At 66.7% G+C, this 19,043-nt stretch carries 15 protein-coding genes; 9 read left to right on the top strand and 6 right to left on the bottom strand.

Annotated elements, in window-relative coordinates; genetic code table 11:
* Positions 1 to 101 precede the first annotated feature (101 nt).
* Positions 102 to 581: a VOC family protein gene (locus ABE85_RS08820; RefSeq protein ID WP_067272789.1), complete on the top strand. Its 480-nt coding sequence runs from the start codon at positions 102 to 104 to the stop codon at positions 579 to 581.
* A 10-nt stretch (positions 582 to 591) separates the two neighbouring features.
* On the opposite strand, the gene ABE85_RS08815 is transcribed toward ABE85_RS08820, so the two are convergent.
* Positions 592 to 936 carry a hypothetical protein gene (locus ABE85_RS08815; RefSeq protein ID WP_067272786.1) on the bottom strand — a complete coding sequence of 115 codons (345 nt, stop codon included), beginning with the start codon at positions 934 to 936 and terminating at the stop codon, positions 592 to 594.
* Positions 937 to 1,024: 88 nt separating this feature from the next.
* Entirely contained in the window at positions 1,025 to 1,510 is a 486-nt protein-coding gene (locus ABE85_RS08810) for a Panacea domain-containing protein (RefSeq protein ID WP_067272783.1), read from the bottom strand.
* A gap of 107 nt (positions 1,511 to 1,617) precedes the next feature.
* Here ABE85_RS08810 and ABE85_RS08805 point away from each other — a divergent pair, with 107 nt between their 5' ends.
* Positions 1,618 to 2,415: an NAD-dependent deacylase gene (locus ABE85_RS08805; RefSeq protein ID WP_082938457.1), complete on the top strand. Its 798-nt coding sequence runs from the start codon at positions 1,618 to 1,620 to the stop codon at positions 2,413 to 2,415.
* Here ABE85_RS08805 and ABE85_RS08800 read toward each other — a convergent pair.
* From ABE85_RS08800 to ABE85_RS08790, 3 genes are all read right to left on the bottom strand, one after another.
* The gene (locus tag ABE85_RS08800; RefSeq protein WP_067272776.1) at positions 2,393 to 2,914 is read right to left on the bottom strand and encodes a CC0125/CC1285 family lipoprotein; all 522 of its coding nucleotides are present in this window, start codon (positions 2,912 to 2,914) and stop codon (positions 2,393 to 2,395) included. The two genes, ABE85_RS08805 and ABE85_RS08800, sit on opposite strands and share 23 nt — an antisense overlap.
* Positions 2,915 to 3,211: 297 nt before the next feature.
* Complete coding sequence (locus tag ABE85_RS08795; protein ID WP_067272772.1) at positions 3,212 to 3,928, bottom strand: response regulator; 717 nt, start codon at positions 3,926 to 3,928, stop codon at positions 3,212 to 3,214.
* Between the two features lie 112 nt (positions 3,929 to 4,040).
* Complete coding sequence (locus ABE85_RS08790; RefSeq protein WP_067282228.1) at positions 4,041 to 5,432, bottom strand: ATP-binding protein; 1,392 nt, start codon at positions 5,430 to 5,432, stop codon at positions 4,041 to 4,043.
* Between the two features lie 169 nt (positions 5,433 to 5,601).
* Between ABE85_RS08790 and ABE85_RS08785 the strand changes: the two genes are divergently transcribed.
* The 7 genes from ABE85_RS08785 to ABE85_RS08760 all read left to right on the top strand — a co-directional run bounded on the left by ABE85_RS08785 (position 5,602) and on the right by ABE85_RS08760 (position 17,203).
* Positions 5,602 to 6,975 (top strand): efflux RND transporter periplasmic adaptor subunit, encoded by a 1,374-nt coding sequence (locus ABE85_RS08785; RefSeq protein ID WP_067272769.1) that lies wholly within the window; start codon positions 5,602 to 5,604, stop codon positions 6,973 to 6,975.
* A gap of 4 nt (positions 6,976 to 6,979) precedes the next feature.
* Entirely contained in the window at positions 6,980 to 10,156 is a 3,177-nt protein-coding gene (locus tag ABE85_RS08780) for an efflux RND transporter permease subunit (RefSeq protein WP_067272766.1), read from the top strand.
* Entirely contained in the window at positions 10,153 to 11,571 is a 1,419-nt protein-coding gene (locus ABE85_RS08775) for an efflux transporter outer membrane subunit (RefSeq protein WP_067272763.1), read from the top strand. Before ABE85_RS08780 ends, ABE85_RS08775 begins: the two co-directional genes overlap by 4 nt.
* A gap of 156 nt (positions 11,572 to 11,727) precedes the next feature.
* Positions 11,728 to 12,651, top strand: a complete 924-nt coding sequence (locus tag ABE85_RS08770; RefSeq protein WP_067272759.1) for a spherulation-specific family 4 protein — start codon at positions 11,728 to 11,730, stop codon at positions 12,649 to 12,651.
* Positions 12,652 to 12,849: 198 nt separating this feature from the next.
* Complete coding sequence (locus tag ABE85_RS08765; RefSeq protein ID WP_067282225.1) at positions 12,850 to 14,856, top strand: alpha/beta fold hydrolase; 2,007 nt, start codon at positions 12,850 to 12,852, stop codon at positions 14,854 to 14,856.
* 137 nt (positions 14,857 to 14,993) lie between these two features.
* Complete coding sequence (locus ABE85_RS26865) at positions 14,994 to 16,241, top strand: P-loop NTPase fold protein (protein ID WP_082938455.1); 1,248 nt, start codon at positions 14,994 to 14,996, stop codon at positions 16,239 to 16,241.
* 353 nt (positions 16,242 to 16,594) lie between these two features.
* Positions 16,595 to 17,203 carry a hypothetical protein gene (locus ABE85_RS08760; RefSeq protein WP_157522114.1) on the top strand — a complete coding sequence of 203 codons (609 nt, stop codon included), beginning with the start codon at positions 16,595 to 16,597 and terminating at the stop codon, positions 17,201 to 17,203.
* Positions 17,204 to 17,380: 177 nt separating this feature from the next.
* Here ABE85_RS08760 and ABE85_RS08755 read toward each other — a convergent pair whose 3' ends face one another.
* The gene (locus ABE85_RS08755; protein WP_082938454.1) at positions 17,381 to 19,021 is read right to left on the bottom strand and encodes a glycoside hydrolase family 64 protein; all 1,641 of its coding nucleotides are present in this window, start codon (positions 19,019 to 19,021) and stop codon (positions 17,381 to 17,383) included.
* Positions 19,022 to 19,043: the final 22 nt, after the last annotated feature.

The raw sequence follows: 19,043 nt of genomic DNA, 5'->3' as shown, positions 1-19,043 counted from the left end.
GTGTCGCACCGGCGATCTGTCCCTTTTGTTGAGGACCTTGTCGAAAACGTGGTCGCGCGCCCGTCGTGTCTACGATGACCCCTCAACCCCAAGGAGACCCCATGCAAGCGAAGAACACGATCTGCGTCTGGTATGACCGCGACGCCGAAGCCGCAGCGCGCTTCTACGAGAAGACCTTTCCGGACAGCAGCGTGGGGCGCATCGCGCGGGCGCCGGGCGACTACCCCTCCGGCGTGGAGGGCGACGTGCTGGTCGTCGAGTTCACGGTGATGGGCATTCCCTGCATCGGCTTGAACGGCGGCCCCGGCATGAAGCACAGCGAGGCCTTCTCGTTCCAGGTCGCGACCGACGACCAGGCGGAGACGGACCGGCTCTGGAACGCGATCGTCGACAACGGCGGTCAGGAGAGCGCGTGCGGCTGGTGCAAGGACAAGTGGGGCATCTCGTGGCAGATCACGCCGCGCGTGCTGTCCGAGGCGCTCAACAACCCCGACCGCGCGGCCGCGAAGCGCGCCTTCAGCGCGATGATGGAGATGAAGAAGATCGACGTCGCGAAGATCGAGGCGGCGCTGAAGGGTTGAACCCCTGATCTCAGTTCTTGGCGATCACCTTGTCGGCGAGCTTCTCCAGAAGATTGAGGAGCTTCTCGCCGACCAGCGTATGAAGATTCCTGGTGGCGGAATCCGGCTCGACCTTGGCCGAGGAAGAGCTCCGGATGATCGTCAGCAGGATCATCGTGGGCACCGAGAAGAGCGCGACGACCGTGGTCACGACGATATGCCACTTGTCGGCGGAGACGGGGGGCCAATGCTCGAAGACGCCAACGAAGACACTGAGGGAGAACAGCCCCGCGGCGTAAAGCAAGGCCGCGGCCGCCAAGCCGCCCCGTCCGGCCCAAGCCCGGAGGCTCAGGTCAAGCTTCTGAGGCTTGCTCATGAATCGGTCTTCGATCTTTTCGGATCCTTTGACCAGGCTTGCCGATTCGCCTAGCGCCGAGAGTCCCGGCACTTCGTGGAGTGAGACTTCATCCGGTGGGAGCATGGGAGACCTTCTTGGCATAGTGCCTGCGGATGACCTCATCCCGCATCACAACGACCTTCGCGTTCCTCGTCTCTTCCCAAGGTCCGCCGGGGGGATGGGCGAGTGCCGACAGTTGATACCGGCTGAGCTTTCCGTACCGATCCAGAATCTGATCGACGTAGAACCAGAATCGCTTGTCCTGTCGGCTGGGGATGAGGGGTACGAACTCGCAGGTCTCGGGATGGAATTCGGGCAGCATGTCGACCGGCTTGGCCTCGAACTCCTTGAGACGGTAATAGAGTGAAGAGAACAGGGGGCCGTACTCCCAGGCTTCGGGACGCTCGGAAACGACCGATTGGCCGAGTAGCGTCAGCGTCCACGCGTGAATGAAGAACACCAGCTTCTGGACCTCCATGTGGACGAACTTGCGTCCCGCCTGTTGTCCGCGATAGACGAATGCATTGGCGACGAGAGAGGGCGAGTAACTCATGGCATGCGATTATCCGAGCGCATCCCTGCGGCGACAGCGAGTCGTCGGGGGAGACGGACTCCCTCTCGCGGGGGAATCGCGCAATGCCAATCGACTGATTTCTGAACATGAATGACACGAACGAGTGGGGCGACCTACCCACAGCATTGGGTCAACTGCTGAATCGCCGTTTCGAGCACATCGTCGTGTTCAGCGGCGCGGGCATGTCGGCCGACAGCGGCATCCCGACCTTCCGCTCGGGCAGCAACGGACTGTGGGGCGAGTTCGATCCCCAGCAACTGGCAACACCTGACGCCTGGCGGCGCGACAAGGAGACCGTTTGGGGCTGGTACGAATGGCGCCGGGGCCAGGTGATGGCCGCGACGCCGAATCCGGGGCACGTCGCGGTGGCGCGCCTGCAGCGCGAATTCGGCGCGCAGGTGGTGACGCAGAACGTCGACGATCTGCACGAGCGCGCGGGCGTCGAAGGCGCGCTGCATCTGCATGGCAGCTTCTTCTCGCCGCGATGCGACCGGTGCGGTGCGCCGGCCGTGCTGGCCGACCCGCCACCCGAGGCGCGGCGTCGTCTGGAACCGCCGACCTGCGACGCATGCGGCAAGGGATCGATCCGGCCCGGCGTCGTGTGGTTCGGCGAGAACCTCGACGACGAGGTCGTGAACGCCGCCGCAGCCTTGATCGCCGAGTGCGACCTGCTCCTGATCGTCGGCACCTCGGGTGTCGTCTATCCGGCCGCGGGCATGGTGCGGCTGGCGCCCAAGGGCGCGGTGATCGTCGAGATCAATCCGCAGCCGGGTGACGTGGCCGCGAAGGTCGGCTTCCGGTGGCAGACGACCGCGGCAGCGGGGCTGCCGGCGGTGGCCGCGCGCTTGTCCGCCGCCGTCCTCAGCCCTTCGGCGGACGCTTGACGCCGTAACGCGGGCCGAGTTCGGTCCACAGGAACTGCGCGTCGTAGACCTTGCCTGAGGCGGGGCCGGCGGCCTCGGCCGGCTTGTCGTGGAAGCACTGGATCGTCAGCGTCGTCGCGGGCTGCTTCTGCGTCACCGTCCTGGCCTCGCTGTAGGTCGTCGTCGAGACCGACTTCGTCTCGTTGCCTTCGACCTTGCTCGTCGTCTCGGTCGTCTGCGTCGCGGGCACCTCGTAGCTGCTGGTCAGCGTGTCGTTGCGTTCCTCGACGACGACGAAATAGCGGTAGCCCTTGGTCAGCGTCACCTCGGCGCTGCGCAGCAGGGCCTGGTCCGCCGCCTTGGACGGCACGTCGTTCTGGTAACCGGCGAAGGTCACGCGGTACCGGTCGGGCGACAGCGGCACGTCGTTGTAGCCGTAGCCGCCGAACATGCGGGTGTAGGACGTGAAAGCGCAGGCGTTCAGAAGCGCGAGCGCGACTATGGCGATCCATTTCTTCATTCAGGGTTCCTCCTCGGGAGCGACTGTCCGGAAGCACCGTGACCGTCTCATTGCGGTCATGTTGCGGAATGCTTCGCAGTCGTCAGCAATGGCTGGTTCGAATAACGCGGGGATTCGTGGCTGGTTGACTGCCGAGGCCGCTGGCCCTCACCCCCACCCTCTCCCGCAAGCAGGAGAGGGAGTCCGACCGGCGCCCTTCTTACTCCCTCTCCCGCTTGCGGGAGAGGGCAGGGGTGAGGGCCAGCGGCGTCCCGAACCGCTCAGTGCGGATCGGATCGCCCATCGAGGCAAGACCTGTCACCGCTCGAAGCGGTAACCGACGCCATAGATCGACCGGATCCGGTCCGTACCGGCGCCGGCGCGCTCCAGCTTGCGGCGCAGGTTCTTGATGTGGCTGTCCACCGCGCGCTCGGTGACTTCGCGGCCGTCGACGTGCAGCAGGTCCAGCAGCTGCGTGCGCGCATACACGCGCCCCGGCTGCGCGGCCAGGATGTGGAGCAGGCGGAATTCGATCGGCGTCAGGTCCAGCGGATCGCCGCGCCAGCTCGCGGTCCAGCCGGCCTCGTCGATGAACAGCGCCTCGCTGCCCGCGGCGAAGGCGGCCACCGCGGCGGCCGTCGCCATCTCGTGCGCACGGCCGCGGCGCAGCGCCGCCTTCACCCGCGCCATCACCTCGCGCGGGCTGAACGGGTTCTTCGCGATGTAGTCGTCCGCGCCGGTCTCCAGGCCGGCGAGCCGGTCCGACTCGTCCGCCCGCGCCGTCAGCATCAGGATGGGCACGCTGCTCATCGCGCGCAGCGTGCGGCACAGCGTCAGGCCGTCGATGCCCGGCAGCATCAGGTCGAGCAGGATGAGGTCGTGCCGTCGCGCCGTCCACGCCGGGATCACCTCGCGGCCGTCGGCCACGCACTCCGGCTCGTGCCCGGCCGCGCGCAGGTAGTCCGCCAGCAGCGCGGCGAGCTTGGGCTCGTCCTCGACCACCAGCACCCGCGACGGGCCCGGTTCCATCGGCATCGGCGCCAGATTGGGTCCCGATGCCGGACCCGATCCCGATCCCGATCCCGATCCCGATCCCGATCCCGATCCTGATCCTGGTGCGGATCCTGCGGTCGATCCGGTGCCGTTCTCAGACATGGACCGGCAACTCCACGCGCATCCACAGCCCGCCCAGCGGCGACGGGCGCGCCTCGATGCGACCCTCGTGTGCTTCCGCGATGCGCTGGCAGATCGACAGCCCCAGCCCCGATCCGCCGCCGCGCCGGCTGCGCGAGGCATCGACGCGGAAGAAGCGCTCGAACAGGCGCGGCAGATGCTCCGGCCCGACGCCCGGCGAGGTGTCCTGCACGTCGATCACCGCGTGTTCGCCGCTGCGACGCGCGCTGATGCTCAACGCGCCGCCGGCATCGGTGTAGCGGCAGCTGTTCTCGACCAGGTTGCCCAGCAACTGTCGCAGCCGGCGCTCGTCGCCGAAGACGCGCAGCGGCTGGTCCGGCAGATCCAGTTGAAGCGTGAGTCCGCTGCCGTGCATGCGCTCGCCGAAGGCGCCGGCCGTCACGTCGATCAGCTCGCGCAGGTCGACCTCCGACTTGCGGTAGGCGAGGGCGCCGACGTCCGCCATCGACAGCTCATGCAAGTCGTCGACCAGCTTGTGCAGGATGCCGACCTCGCCCTGCAGCGAACGCAGCGCCTGCGCGTCGAGCTTGCGCACGCCGTCTTCCAGTGCTTCCAGCTCGCCGTGCAGCACGCCCAGCGGCGTGCGCAGCTCGTGCGAGACATCGGCGAGGAACTCCCGCCGCATCGCCTCGTTGCGTTGCAGGGTCAGCGCGAGCTGGTTGAAGTCGCGGCCCAACCCGGCGATGTCGTCGTTGCCACGGGTTTCGGGCACGCGGATCTCGAAGTCGCCCGCCGCCAGGCGATGCGTCGCATCCGCCACGCGCCGCACCGGGTTCAGCAGCCGGTGCGAGATCCAGAACGCGACCGCACCCGCGAGCAGCACCGCCGCGCCGCCGACCACCCAGGCCGAGCGCAGCTGCGCGTCGTAGAAGTGCTTCTCCGCGCCCGGGCTCACCGATTCGATCGGGGTCAGCGTGAGCCAGCCCACGGTCAGGCCGTCGACGATGATCGGCCGCTCCACGGTCGGCTCCACCGGCCCCGCATAACCGGCCACGCGCTCGCGGTTCTCGTCGAACAGCGTGAAACGCCGCGTGGCGCCCGTCAGCTCGGCCGGGCCGTGCTTGACCGCGGGCATCTCGGCCTCGGGCACCAGCGGTCGCAGCAGGCGGCCCCAGAGCTCCGGCTTCTCGCGCAGGAAATCCCAGCTCCTGCCGTTCTCGCGGTAGCCGGCGGTGACGCTGGTCCGTGCCAGTTCCAGCCGGTTCACGCCCTGCTCGTTGAGGTAGCCGATGAAGTCCCGGTTCAGGTTGATGTGCGAGAACACGCCCATCGCCAGCGCCACCGCCATGGCGGTGCTGAAGACGGCGGCGAAGAGCCGGGCGGTGAGGGTGAACGGGAGCTTCATCCGGAAGAGGGGAAAGACGACTGGCAGTGTGCCGAAAGTGATGGGAGAACCGTCGACGGACCGCATGATGCGGGCGCCGGCGTGCGACGGGCAAGCCATCCGGGCGGAGGCCGCGCGCCCGACGCGATCTTCAAGGTCTCTCCACATTCGTGGACGAGCATCCGCCGCCATGCCGAAGAAGATTCTGACATCCACGTCCACGAAGTCGCCGGACTCGTCGTTGATCCCCGCGCGCACCCCGCGCACGCCGACCCTGGGCCCCATCGCCGCGGCGCTGGCCGCGCTGGCCGTGCTCGTGCTCGCCGGTTGCGGCGAGAAGAAGGACGACGGCGCCAAGCGCGCCCCGCCCGAAGTCGGCGTGGTCGTGGTGACGACGCAGGACGCGCCGCTGGCGCTGGAGCTGCCGGGCCGGCTGTCCGCCAGCCAGGTCGCCGAGATCCGCCCGCAGGTCACCGGCATCGTGCAGAAGCGTCTGTTCGAGGAAGGCAAGCTGGTCCGTGCCGGCCAGCCGCTGTACCAGCTCGACGCCGCCACCTATGAAGCCGAGCGCGCCCGCACCGCCGCCGCGCTGCAGAAGGCCGAGGCGCAGGTCGCCGTCGCCCGCAGCCGCGCCGAGCGCGACGCCGAGCTGCTCAAGGCCGACGCCCTCAGCCGCCAGAGCGCCGACGACAGCGCCAGCACGCTGCGCCAGACGCAGGCCGACGTGGCCGTGGCCCGCGCCGCGCTGGACGCCGCGCGCGTGCAACTGGACCGTACCCGCATCACCGCGCCGATCTCCGGCCGCATCGAGGTGTCCACGGTCACCGCCGGCGCGCTGGTCACCGCCGCGCAGACGCAGGCGCTGACGACGGTGCAGCAGCTCGACCCGATGCACGTGGACATCGTCCAGAGCAGCGCCGAGATCCTGCAGCTGCGCCGCCAGCTCGACGCCCGCAGCGGCAGCAGCAGGATCAAGCTGGTGCTGGAGGACGGCACCGAATACGCCCGCCCCGGCACGCTGCAGTTCAGCGGCGTGACGGTGGACCGCGGCACCGGCGCGGTGACGCTGCGCGCGATCGTCCCCAACCCCGACGGCACGCTTCTGCCCGGCATGGTGGTCCGGGCGAAGCTGCTGGCCGGCATCGACAGCGGCGTGATCCTGGTCCCGCAGCAGGGCGTGACGCGCTCGCCCACGGGCGAGGCGACCGCGCTGGTCGTCGGACCGGAGAACAAGCTGCAGCTGCGCCAACTGGTGCTGACCCGCGCGGTGGGCAACCAGTGGCTGGTCGCCAGCGGCCTCAGGGCCGGCGACAAGCTGGCCATCGAAGGCCTGCAGCGGGCCCGCGCCGGCCAGGTGGTGACGCCCGTGCCGGCGGGCATGAAGAAGGGGGGCGCGGCGGGCGCCGGCGGCAAGCCGGCCGCTGCTTCCGCAGCGGCGGCCGTAGCTGCGCAAACCGGTGGTCCTGCCGCGTCGGCGGCGACCCTGCCGGGCGCGCCTGGAGAGGCGACGTCCGGACCGGCCTCCGGATCTGCCCCTGGATCCGCCTCCGGCGCGGGACGCTGACGCCATGGCTTCATTCTTCATCGACCGGCCCATCTTCGCGTGGGTCATCGCGATCGTGATCATGCTGGCGGGGGCCGCCGCGGTGCGCATTCTTCCGCTGGAGCGCTACCCGGACATCGCGCCCACCCGCATCTCGATCAACACCAGCTACCCGGGCGCGGCCGCCAAGGCCATCGAGGACTCGGTGACGCAGGTCATCGAGCAGAACCTCAAGGGCATCGACGGGCTGTTCTCGATCGAGTCCAACAGCAACGCCTCCGGCGGCGCCAGCACCGTGCTGAGCTTCGTCGCCGGCACGGACCCGGACCTGGCGCAGATGCAGGTCCAGAACAAGGTCTCGCAGTCGCTGTCGCGGCTGCCGCAGGCGGTGCAGGCGCAGGGCGTGCGCGTGACCAAGGCCGGCACCGAGAACCTGATGGTCATCATGCTGACCAGCGACAATCCGGCCGTGACCTCGGCCGACCTGGGCGACTACCTGTCCAGCACGCTGGTGGACATCGTCAGCCGCATCGAGGGCGTGGGCGACATCAACGTCTTCGGCTCCGGCTACGCGATGCGCATCTGGCTGGACCCGGCGCAGCTGCAGCGTTACGCGCTGGTCCCGGGCGACATCCGCAGCGCGCTGCTGGCGCAGAACACCGAGGTCTCGGCCGGCCAGCTCGGCGCCCAGCCGGCGCCGGAAGGCCAGCGCCTGACGGCCATCATCACCGCGCGCGCCAAGCTGACCACGGCCGAGCAGTTCCGCAACATCGTGCTGCGCGTGCAGCCGGACGGCTCCGCGCTGAAGCTGGGCGACGTCGCCCGCGTCGAACTCGGCCGCGACAGCTACACCACCAACGTCAAGAGCACCGGCCAGACCGCGGCCGGCATGGCCATCCTGCCGGCCAGCGGCGCCAACGCGCTCAAGACGGCGGAGCTGGTGAAGGCCAAGCTCGCGGAGCTGGAACCCTTCTTCCCGCACGGGATGAAGTCGACCATCACCTACGACACGACGCCCTTCATCAGCGTGTCCATCGAGGGCGTGGTGCACACGCTGATCGAGGCGATGGTGCTGGTCGTGGCGATCATGTACCTGTTCATGCAGAACCTGCGCGCGACGCTGGTGCCGGCGATCGCCGTGCCGGTGGTGCTGCTGGGCACCTTCGGCGTGCTGGCGGTCGCGGGGTACTCGATCAACTCGCTGACGATGTTCGGTCTCGTGCTCGCCATCGGCCTGCTGGTGGACGACGCGATCGTCGTGGTCGAGAACGTCGAGCGCCTGATGCGCGAGGAAGGCCTGAGCCCGCGCGACGCGACCCGCGAGAGCATGAAGGAGATCAGCGGCGCGCTGGTCGGCATCGCGGTCGTGCTGTCGGCGGTGTTCATCCCGATGGCCTTCTTCGGCGGCTCGACCGGCATCATCTACCGGCAGTTCTCGATCACGGTCGTGAGCGCGATGATCCTGTCGGTGCTGGTGGCGATGAGCCTGTCGCCGGCGCTGTGCGCGACGCTGCTCAAGCCCGTGCACAAGGGCGAGCATGCGGCCCACGGCGGGCCGTTCGGCAAGCAGCTGGACTGGTTCTTCGGCGGCTTCAACCGGCAGTTCGACAAGTTCAGCGAGCGCTACACGGCGCGCGTGCGCTGGCTGACGGCGCGCGGGGTGCGCAGCTTCGTCGTCTACCTGCTGCTGATCGTCGGCATGGCGTTCCTGTACAAGTCGCTGCCGACTTCCTTCCTGCCGGACGAGGACCAGGGCAGCCTGCAGATCCAGGTCCGCATGGCGCCGGGCGCCACGGCCGAGCGCATGGAAGCGGTCGCGCAGGCGATGGAGGCCTACCTGGCCGAGCAGAAGGAAGTGCAGTTCTACAACCTCGTGCGCGGCGCCAACGGCGACCAGGGCTCGGGGCAGGGCTTCATCCGGCTGACCGACTGGAAGGACCGGCCCGAGAAGCAGCAGGGCGCCGCGGCGCTGGCCGAGCGCTTCAGCCGCGAGCTGGGCAAGAAGATCCGGGACGCCAACATCTTCATCGTGCAGCCGCCGACGGTGCGGGGCCTGGGCGGCAGCTCCGGCATCCAGCTGTTCCTGCAGGACCTGGGCGGCGTCGGCAACGAGGCGCTGGCCGAGGCGCGCGAGCGCCTGATCGACGAGGCCAACAAGCATCCCGAGCTGGCGCGCGCGCGCATCAACAGCCTGACCGAGACGCCGCAGCTGCAGATCAACATCGACGACCACAAGGCGGGGACGCTGGGCGTGGCGACGACGACGATCAACGACACGCTGTCGATCGCGCTGGGCAGCAGCTACGTCAACGACTTCATCGACCGCGGCCGCGTCAAGCGCGTGCTGGTGCAGGGCGAAGGCGCCTACCGCGCCGATCCCGACGCGCTGCGCCACTGGTACGTGCGCAACGCCGCCGGTGCGATGGTCTCGTTCAACGCCTTCGCCACGGCGACGTGGCAGAACGGTCCGCGCCAGCTGGTCCGCTACAACGGCAGCGCCGCGTATGAGATCCAGGCCGACGTGCCGCCGGGCGTGAGCTCGGGCGCGGCGATGAAGGCGATGGAATCCATCCTGCGCGAGATGCCTCCGGGCATCGGCTTCGAATGGTCCGGCCGCAGCTACCAGGAGCGGCTCTCGGGCGACCAGGCGCCGATGCTGTATGCCGTGTCGGTCCTCTTCATCTTCCTGTGCCTGGCGGCGCTGTACGAGAGCTGGTCCGTCCCCTTCAGCGTGATGCTGGTCGTGCCGCTGGGCATCATCGGCGCGCTCGCGGCCAGCCACCTCGGCGGGCAGCAGAACGACGTGTTCTTCCAGGTCGGCTTGCTGACCACGGTGGGCCTGTCGGCGAAGAACGCGATCCTGATCGTGGAGTTCGCCGAGACCTTGCGAGGGCAGGGGATGAGCGTGCTCGAGGCGACCTTGAAGGCGTGCCGGCAGCGATTGCGGCCGATCCTGATGACCTCGCTGGCTTTCATGATGGGCGTGCTGCCGCTGGCCTTCGCGAGCGGCGCGGGCTCGGGCTCGCAGCGCGCCATCGGCGTCGGCGTGCTCGGCGGCATGGGCAGCGCCACGCTGCTGGGGATCTTCTTCGTGCCGCTGTTCTATCTGTGGGTGAAACAGCGCTTCAGCCGCGCCAAGCCGGTGGCACCGACTCCGGACGATGCCGCCGACACGTCGACAGCGTCGGAGGTGAAGGCATGAAGACCGTCGCGATCCTGCCGCTGCTGTTGGGCCTGAGCGCCTGCGGCAGCCTCGTTCCGAGCACTGACGCGCCACGTCCCCCGCTTCGGGAAGACTTCCGTCCGAAGGCCGCATCCGTCGCCGAGCCCGCGGTTTCCGCGACTTCCGCGACTTCCGCGGCGGTGGCCTCGCACGAATGGCGCGGCTTCTTCGCCGATGCGCGACTGGACGAGGTCGTCGCGACGGCGCTCGATCAGAACCGCAGCCTGCGCGCGAGCGCGGCCGCCGTCGAACGCGTGCGCGCACAGTACCGCGTGACTGCGGCCGACCGCCTGCCCGCGATCGGCGTCGGCGCGTCCGCGACGCGTCAGCGCACGGTCAACGGCGAAGGTGCGACGACGACCTATGGCGTCAACCTCGGCCTGGCGAGCTACGAGATCGATCTCTTCAATCGCCTTGGCAGCCTGGAGGGTGCGGCGCTGTCGCGCTTCCTCGCGGAGCAGGAGACGCAGCGCAGCGCGCGGCTGAGCCTGGCCGCGGAAGTCGCGACCGCGTGGTTGTCGCTCGCGGCGGCGCAGCAACGCCTGACCCTCAATCAGGAGCTGCGCGACAGCCAGCAACGCTCGCTGGATCTGGCGGAGCGGCAGTACGCGCTCGGCGCGGCCTCCGGGCTGGATCGGGCGCGTGCGCGCACGGCCTTTGAATCCGCGCGCGGCGACGCGGCGGAAAGCATGAGCGCCGTGACGCAGGCGCGACTGCAGCTGGAGCTGCTGGTCGGCCAGCCGCTGCCGGATCGGCTGCTGCCGACTGCGCAGGACGTGCAAGGCGCGCCGGGCGCGACCGCTTTGCCAGCGATTCCCGGCGGCTTGCCCGCTGAAGTGCTGCTGCAGCGGCCGGACCTGCGCGCGGCCGAGCAGCGTCTGCGCGCGGCGGCCTTCGATGTCGGCGCGGCGCGCGCCGCGCGTTTCCCGCGCCTGACGTTGACGGCGAGCGCCGGCACGCGCAGCCCCGATCTGGACGGCCTCTTCAAGAGCGGCAGCGGCGTATGGAGCATCGTTCCGCAGATCGATCTGCCGATCTTCGACGGCGGACAACGCCGCGCGCAGGTCGAGGTCAGCGAGGCCAGCCGGCAGGAAGCGATGGCGGGCTATGAGTCCGCGCTGCAGTCGGCGTTCCGCGAGGTCGCGGATGCGCTGGCGGTGCGCGATCAACTCGCCGAACGGCTCGATGCGCAGCAGGCGCAGGTCGACGCGGCCGAACAGTCGCAGCGACTGGCCGAGCGCAGCTATCGCCTAGGCGGCAGCAGCCAGCTGGAGCTGCTCGATGCGCAGCGTCAGGCGACGACGGCCAGGCGCGCGCTGGTCACGCTGCGACAGACCGAGCAGGCCAATCGCGTGGCGCTGTTGAGGGCGCTCGGCGGCCGCTGGACGCAATGATCATGTGATCTCGGATTCTTTCGCTTTCGAATAAATCGAAAATAAAGCTTTCGATTTATCTTGTAAGGAAAGAAAAAAACGTGGCGTAAACCATATTCGAAAGAATTCGATGACTTCCTAGACTCCGCTGGTCATTCACCACGACCAGGGGACCTCATGAAGCAAGCCACACGGCTGACCACGCGTCTGAACCGCTCGTTCAAGACGTTTTCCCGTCTCTCCGCCGTCGTCGCGCTCGCGGGCGCGGCGGCTGGTTTCACGGCCACCGCCACGGCGGCGCCGACCGGCTTCGGCCTGATCGCCTACTGGGGCGAGACCGCCAGCACCTACGGCGGCCAGGTGCCGACCGGCAGCTACGTCGTCATCAATCCCAACAGCGGCGCGCAGGGCCTGAGCGCGAGCCAGATCACCAACTGGAAGGCGGTCATCGCCAACATCCGCGCGCAGGGCGGCAAGGTGCTGGGCTACGTGCCGACCGGTTACGACCGCAACACCGCCGACGAGCTGACCCGCTACAACGCGATCCCGGCGGAGCTGTCGGCCTACAAGAACACGCTGGGCGGCGTGGACGGATTCTTCTTCGACGAGGCCGCGCACGACGACGCCTCGCTGACCGACGCGCAGAAGTGCAGCGGCACGCCGACCAAGTGGGCCAACGTGCGCTCGATGGTGTCGGGCTCCGGGGCCGGCGGCATCAAGGTCTGGAACGCGGGCTGGCCGGGCGCAAGCGGCTGCTTCGTCAGCGCGGCGCAGTCCGGCGAGCACATCGTGATGTACGAGGCTGCCTATGCCGACTACCTCAACGGCGCGAGCTGGCTCAACGGCGACGTGCAGAACCTGGCCACTTCGCTCAACGTCAAGACCTGGCTCCTGATCCACTCGGCGACGCAGGCGCAGATGCAGGCGACGCTCAAGGGCACGACGGCCAACTACGTCTACGTGACCAGCATGACCTACAACCCCAGCCTGCCGTGGGGCGGTCCGATCTGGAACTACACGCCGACGTATTGGGGCAACGACACGACCAGTGGTACGGAGCGGTGGTGCCTGAAGAGCTTGAAGTCGGGCGCCAGTTGCTAACGCTGTCCTAACACGTTCGCGAGTCCCTCTCTCTCATGGATCGACCCGGTGCATTCGCCGGTCGATCTCGCAAAGAATGCGCGCATTCAAAAAGCGCTTCTTAGTTTCAGGGAGAGAGGGATGAGTCAATCTCGTGGGTGGCGTCTGGCCGCCTGGGCGGGGGTGTCCGCGTGCGTTGTGATCGGCGCGGCGGCAGAGATGAGCAGTGCTGCGTTCGCGCAGACGGCGCAGCCCGCAGCGGCCGCTGCAGGCACCACGACCGCCAAAGGTGCGCCGCCGCCGATCGCCGACTTCTTCCGCGATCCGCTGATGCGACGTCCGAAGATCTCGCCCGACGGCCGCGCGGTCGCGCTCGTCGTGAGCAGCTCGGAACACGAACGCAGCGCACTCGCGGTGATCGAGCTGGACCAGGGCAACCGAATCACGCAGGTCGCCAGCTTCACCGATTCCGACATCGCGTTCTATGCCTGGGTCGGCAACGGGCGGCTCGTGTACACCTCCGGCAAGGACGAGGCCGGCAAGCGACGCGACTACAACGCCGCCGGCCTGTGGACCGTCAAGCGGGACGGCTCCGAACGCAGGCAACTGATCATGACGAGATACGCGCAGGCCCAGACCGAGTCGCGCGTCATCTCGCGAGGGCTCCCGTATGACTGGTTCCTCTACGACGTGCCCGACGACGACAGCGGCGAGGTCATCGTCGGCTACGGCCGCTACGACGCGCGCTGGGATCTGAAGTCGGTCCAGTTGGCCCGCCTCAACGTCGAGACGCAACAGCGCCGCATGCTGGAGACCAAGTCGCCCGACAAGGCGGTCAACTGGGAAATGGACGCCGCCGGCGAGCCGTGGGCCTTGCAGACCCTCGACGAGAACCGCGAGGCGCTGTACTTCAAGACTGCTGACGGCACGTGGCAGCTCGCGCAGGAGGGCGACTGGGTCCATTCGCCGACCGCGAGGCCGTTCGCCTCCGACGGTCGCGACCTGCGATTGGTCATCGACAAGTCGGCCGCGGGCACGCAGGCGCTGTACCGCGTCGACCCCCGGACGCTGAAGAAGGAGGCGGAGCCGCTGGTGTCGCTGGCAGGGTTCGACTTCTACGGGGTGCCGGTCTTCGATACGGAGAGCCGGCGCCTGCTGGGCTTGCATTTCGTCAGCGACGCGCCGACCACGCACTGGTTCGACCCCACGTTGAAAGTGATGCAGGCGACGGTGGACCAGGCGCTGCCCGGCCGGGTCAACACCTTGTCCTGCCAGCGCTGCCTCAAGTCGGGACGGGTGATGGTGACCTCGCAGGCGGACACGCAGCCGTCGGAGTACTTCCTCTACGACCATGCCGCGAAACAGCTGCGCGCCTTCGGCTCGGCGCGACCGTGGATACGCGCCGCGGACATGGCGCAGGTCGAGCAGACCCGCATCCGCGCGCGCGACGGACTCGAGTTTCCGGTGACGGTCACGACGCCGGCAGGCAAGGTTGAGGGCCCACGGCCGGCCGTGGTGCTGGTGCACGGCGGCCCGTTCGCGCGCGGCACGACGTGGGGGTGGAACTCGTTGCCGCAGTTCCTCGCTTCGCGCGGTTATGTCGTCATCGAGCCTGAATTCCGGGGCAGCGACGGCTACGGCGAACCGTTGTTCAAGGCCGGCTGGCGCCAATGGGGCGAAGGCATGATCGACGATCTCAGCGACTCGCTCGCCTGGGCCGTGAAGCAGGGCTGGGTCGATGCGAAGCGGGTCTGCATCGCCGGCGCGAGCTACGGCGGCTACGCCGCGATGATGGGCCTGATCAAGGACCCGGGGCAGTACCGCTGCGGCGTGAGCTGGGCCGGCGTCACCGACCTCGACTACCTGTTCAGCCTGGACTGGAGCGACGAGAGCGAAGCGGGCAAGCGCTACGGCCTGCCGGCCCTGGTCGGCGATCGCGTGAAGGACGCCGAGATGCTGCGTCGTACCTCGCCGCTGCGTCGCGCGGCCGATCTGAAGGCGCCGGTGCTGATCGCCCACGGCTACGACGATCACCGCGTGCCGATCGATCACGCGTCGGACTTCCGACGCGCCCTGGAAAAGTCCGGGCACAAGGACGTCGAGTACGTCGCCTACGAGGGCGAAGGCCACGGGTGGCGCAAGCTGTCCACCGACGTCGATTTCTACGGGCGGATGGAGCGGTTCCTGGCGAAGCATCTCGTGGCCCCGACGAGCGGTGCGCATTGATGAACTGACTCGCGATCGGTAACCTAATGGATTCATCGCCCGACCTGAAACATTATCCAATTCCAGTCAATAGATGAATATTGATCCACGTCGGAAGCTTTGAAGCAAATTCCTTCTGCTGTAGTTGGAGATTTCCAATGTCGAGTCAAAATGTATTTGGTTCGGATGAATTGCGACGCCGTCCGTTTGCGGAGCGCATTACCAAATTCGTTAGAGGATTAGGCGATCAAGATGTGCTGCCTGCCGGAAGAGTTCTGGCAATTGATGCTCCGTGGGGTAGCGGAAAATCATGGGTGGCATCTCGTCTGGTTGATCATTTTAAAACTGAGTCGGAAATCACCTCAGTCTATATAAATGCCTTTGAGTTTGACTTTCACCACGATCCGTTCTCCGTTCTATTGTCGGCAATTCTTGATGCTGCGAAAGTAGAGGTCAAGAATGGCGGCGTAATCGAAGGATTGAAGTCAGCCGGTAAGCAGATTATTGCTGGTGCAGCACCGCAGGTTGTTAAAGCTACGGTAACTGCCGCGGGCTCCTTGTTTCTTCCCGGTTCAGGGGCATTCGTCGAGGCTGTAACTGAAGCGCTAGGTGAAGCATCAAAGGACGCACTAAAAACCTATTCCGAGGTTAAACGTACACATGAGGCTTTTCGAGCCGCGTTGCGAAGATTAGCCGACGCCAGTGGCAGTCATTTTGTGATTATTGTTGATGAGCTGGATAGATGTCGGCCAACTTTTGCATTGGAGATGTTGGAGCGAATAAAACATTTGTTCGATGTGCCTCGCGTAGTGTTTGTTTTGGCCATCCATAAGAAGGCTTTGGAGGCCGCAGTTAGGCATACCTATGGTCAAGATATTGAGGCAAATATCTATCTGCGAAAATTCATTTCACTGGAATTGGCGCTCCCATTGACGCTAGATCGAAGCGCTACGCCAAAAGATCGCGCCGATTTTTTCAGACAGTTTTTGCATTCCCGCTTTGGCAATAACGGTGGGGATGTTGAGTTCCTTGGTCAACTGTCGGAGTTGGCGCCTTATTTCGATGCGACGTTGCGTGATCTTGAATATATGGTCTTGTTGTCGAAGCTTGCGCCAAGTGCGATGCATCAAGGCATGCCGGCGGTCTATGCTTTGCTGCTGTGGCTCTTTGACCGAACGGCATTTGACGCAGCTAGAACGCACAATGCAGCATTCGCAGAGAAAGAATCCATTCGTTTCAGCGTTCGCGGCGGAGCTGCTGGCGAATCGGCGGCGCTTATGTCGCAGACATTTGAGGCTTTTCGAGAGTTCACGCCGTCGCAGAATCGCACCAATATTCAATTGGAGACGATGAGAACGCTAGCGCGAGCAGTTGCGGATCTCGATCTGGGTCACGTTCGGGTCTGAAATATTTTCTCCCGCTCTTTCCAGAGGCAAGCAGATTCTCTGCAGTGGACGAGGGAGTATTTGGAGTTTCGGAGAAACTTTGCGTGCGAACCGAACGGGACCCTGCCGGGAATCCGGGAACTGTATTCAGGATGCGGAACGATTTGCACTGCGGTGTCGTATGAGGTCAGGCCATTCAATGAGGCGGAAGCCATTTATCAGAAGTCACCATGGTCGGAGGACGACTTCGTCGCGCCTCGCATCGAATGGCGCGCCAGCTACTTGCACGGGTTCCGCGAGGAGGCGTTGCCGGGGTCGTTCGATCGACGTCGTGGTGCTGAAAAGGCCACTGCAGTGAAAGGCTGGGAGTGACGTTGAACTACTCAGCCGCGCCCTTCGATCTGGCCGCCTACGAACGCCTCTGTCGAGACGTCGATCACGATCCGAACCTCATCCGTCATCTGCGTCGCATCCACCAACGCGGCACGTTCTGGAAGGAATACCTGACCGGGGAGGACGCCTACCTGGTCTACGTCGCCCCCTTCCATGTGAGCGACCTCTACAGGTATTACCTCTTCAGTTTCCGCGGCGTCTGCTGCGAAATCAGCCGACGGCATGAAATGTCCGAAGTGATCGAGGTCTCGTTGATCGGCGATCGGGATGCGTTGCTTCCCGATTCATATGAGACTGCACTGCTGACGGCCATGGAGGCCTTCACGCGGGAGGTCCAGGTCTCGACACGTGAGCGCGTCGTGCCCCGCATCGAGTGGCGACGTGAGACCTTGACCGCACGCTCGATGGAGCGGGCGATGGCCCCCGACCAGGGCACCGCGCTGGCGAAACTTCAACGCAGGCAGGCGCAGCCGGCGAGCGCCATGCGGCACGTTCCGCCGGCTCGACGCATCTTCAGCTTCCTGGGCCTCTATGTGCCGCTCTTCATTCTCGGCCTGCTCTTCTGCCTGCTCTGGGCTTGGGATCTTTGACGGGGTCGCGAAAAAAAACCTCGCCGGGAGGCGAGGCCTTTCAATTGCGGAAGGCCAGGCGCGGGCACTCCACGGCGCAGGGGGCGTCCCTCCGGGAACCCCCAGCACCATTCCGGCCCCACAGGCAGCCGCAGACTGCGGACCGGGCGTGGGGTCAGGCCTTGCGCTTGGGTCGGCTTACCAGCCGATCGTGTAGGTCACCGTCGTCGGCGCGTTCGTGTGCAGCGACGGGCTGAAGCCGCCGACGTCGTCGTACGCGAAGCCGTAGGCCAGGCCGTAGCCGTTGGCCGTGCCCTCGGTGCCCTTGATCGAGTGGTCATGCCAGAACTTGGCGAACCAGTTGCCGCGCGTGCCGGCCGGGTAGAAGGCCGCCGGGCGGTACCAGTCGGACGGCGTGGCCAGCACGTGGCGGTTCAGCGCCGCGCACACCTGCGCCTGGATCTGCAGCTGGATCGACTTGGCCGCGTCGGCCGGCGTGTCGACCTGGAAGCTGCCGTCGGGCTTGCGCGGATCGTCCAGCTTGCCCGCGCCCAGGAAGACCTCGGCCGTGTTGGGCTTGCCGTTGATGTAGTACGTGCCGTTCGAGCGTCCGCCGGTGAAGACGAAGCGGTTGGTGCTGCCGTCCACGCGACCGCGGAAGGTGCCCAGGTTGTCCAGCGTGAAGACCAGGTCCTGCGTCTTGAAGCGGTTCCACATGTCGCCGATGTAGCCGTCCAGGTAGGCGCCGTTCACGTCGCCCGGGCGGAAGGTGAAATGCGCCGGCGCCAGGATGCGGGTGCGGTACGGCACGTTGGCGAAGTTGGGATCCGCCAGGCTGCGGAACTCGGCCGGCACTTCCTGCTGGAACTTGGTGAACAGCGTGTCGCGCGATTCGGTCAGCGGCTCGCCGACGGTCTTGTCGTAGCCGCCCAGGCCCTGCACGCGCAGCTTCAGCGGGAAGCCGAAGTGGTCCACGCGGGTCGTGTTGATGAAGATGCCCTGGTCCGGCTGGCCCTTGGGGATCAGCGCGAATTCACCGAAGTCGAAGATGACGTCCAGGTTGGGGTCGCTCGAGTTCTCGATGTTGGCGCCGGCGTAGGCGATGTTGCCCGCGCCGTCGGTGTTCACCTCGATGAACATCGGGCTGCCCACGGACATCAGCACGCGCGCCGAGTTGACCGGCGGAATGGTGATCTGCTTCGTCTGCGACAGCGGGAAGAAGTAGTTGGCGTACTTGCGGCCGTTCTTCGTCACGGTGTTGTCGGACAGGCGCATGGGCACGACGTTGCCGCCGGCGTCGACGTGCACGAACTCGCCGGTCTGCCAGCTCTTGCCGATGATGGCCCAGTAGACCTGCGAGTCGGGCCAGCGGCCGTTGGTCGCGTTCTCGATCTTGAAGGTGGTCCTGGCGTTCCAGTCGGCCGGGTTGGTCGGCGTGCCCGGGTTGCCGGGGTTGGTCGGCGTGCCGGGATCGGTGCCGCCGCCGGCCGTGACCGTCGCCGTGAAGCGCGCGCTGTCATAGGCCGGATTGCCGTTGTTGTACGTGAACCAGTAGTCCACGCGCGTGCCGAGCGCCGCGCCGGGCAGCGCCAGCTCGTAGCGCGCCGCGCCGCCGTTGAAGGGCATGCGCAGGTTCTGCTGCGCGCCGCCGTTCAACTGGTAGTGCGCGTCGACCCAGGTCGTCGCGACGTTGGACTTGAACCAGAGCGTGGCCTGGTTGCCGCTGTACGCGACGCCGTGCGAGAAGCTCGCATTGGTCTGCGCCTGCGTGGTGGGGACGCTGAAACTCAGCGCGAGAAAGGCCAGGCAAGCGCCCAGCCAGGAGAGGAGGCGGTTCATGAAGTCTCCAAGAGGTTTCGAT

The sequence above is a fragment of the Mitsuaria sp. 7 genome, assembly GCF_001653795.1.
In the GTDB taxonomy this organism is placed as follows: domain Bacteria; phylum Pseudomonadota; class Gammaproteobacteria; order Burkholderiales; family Burkholderiaceae_C; genus Roseateles.
The sequence above is the reverse complement of the archived record's forward strand: the minus strand, read 5'-3'. Positions and strand labels throughout refer to the sequence as shown.

Bases quoted from the DNA above. Each gene is read 5' to 3' on its own strand.
- ABE85_RS08820 (WP_067272789.1), top strand. From the start codon at position 102: ATGCAAGCGAAGAACACGATCTGCGTCTGGTATGACCGCGACGCCGAA.
- ABE85_RS08815 (WP_067272786.1), bottom strand. From the start codon at position 936: ATGAGCAAGCCTCAGAAGCTTGACCTGAGCCTCCGGGCTTGGGCCGGA.
- ABE85_RS08810 (WP_067272783.1), bottom strand. From the start codon at position 1,510: ATGAGTTACTCGCCCTCTCTCGTCGCCAATGCATTCGTCTATCGCGGA.
- ABE85_RS08805 (WP_082938457.1), top strand. From the start codon at position 1,618: ATGAATGACACGAACGAGTGGGGCGACCTACCCACAGCATTGGGTCAA.
- ABE85_RS08800 (WP_067272776.1), bottom strand. From the start codon at position 2,914: ATGAAGAAATGGATCGCCATAGTCGCGCTCGCGCTTCTGAACGCCTGC.
- ABE85_RS08795 (WP_067272772.1), bottom strand. From the start codon at position 3,928: ATGCCGATGGAACCGGGCCCGTCGCGGGTGCTGGTGGTCGAGGACGAG.
- ABE85_RS08790 (WP_067282228.1), bottom strand. From the start codon at position 5,432: ATGAAGCTCCCGTTCACCCTCACCGCCCGGCTCTTCGCCGCCGTCTTC.
- ABE85_RS08785 (WP_067272769.1), top strand. From the start codon at position 5,602: ATGCCGAAGAAGATTCTGACATCCACGTCCACGAAGTCGCCGGACTCG.
- ABE85_RS08780 (WP_067272766.1), top strand. From the start codon at position 6,980: ATGGCTTCATTCTTCATCGACCGGCCCATCTTCGCGTGGGTCATCGCG.
- ABE85_RS08775 (WP_067272763.1), top strand. From the start codon at position 10,153: ATGAAGACCGTCGCGATCCTGCCGCTGCTGTTGGGCCTGAGCGCCTGC.
- ABE85_RS08770 (WP_067272759.1), top strand. From the start codon at position 11,728: ATGAAGCAAGCCACACGGCTGACCACGCGTCTGAACCGCTCGTTCAAG.
- ABE85_RS08765 (WP_067282225.1), top strand. From the start codon at position 12,850: ATGAGCAGTGCTGCGTTCGCGCAGACGGCGCAGCCCGCAGCGGCCGCT.
- ABE85_RS26865 (WP_082938455.1), top strand. From the start codon at position 14,994: ATGTCGAGTCAAAATGTATTTGGTTCGGATGAATTGCGACGCCGTCCG.
- ABE85_RS08755 (WP_082938454.1), bottom strand. From the start codon at position 19,021: ATGAACCGCCTCCTCTCCTGGCTGGGCGCTTGCCTGGCCTTTCTCGCG.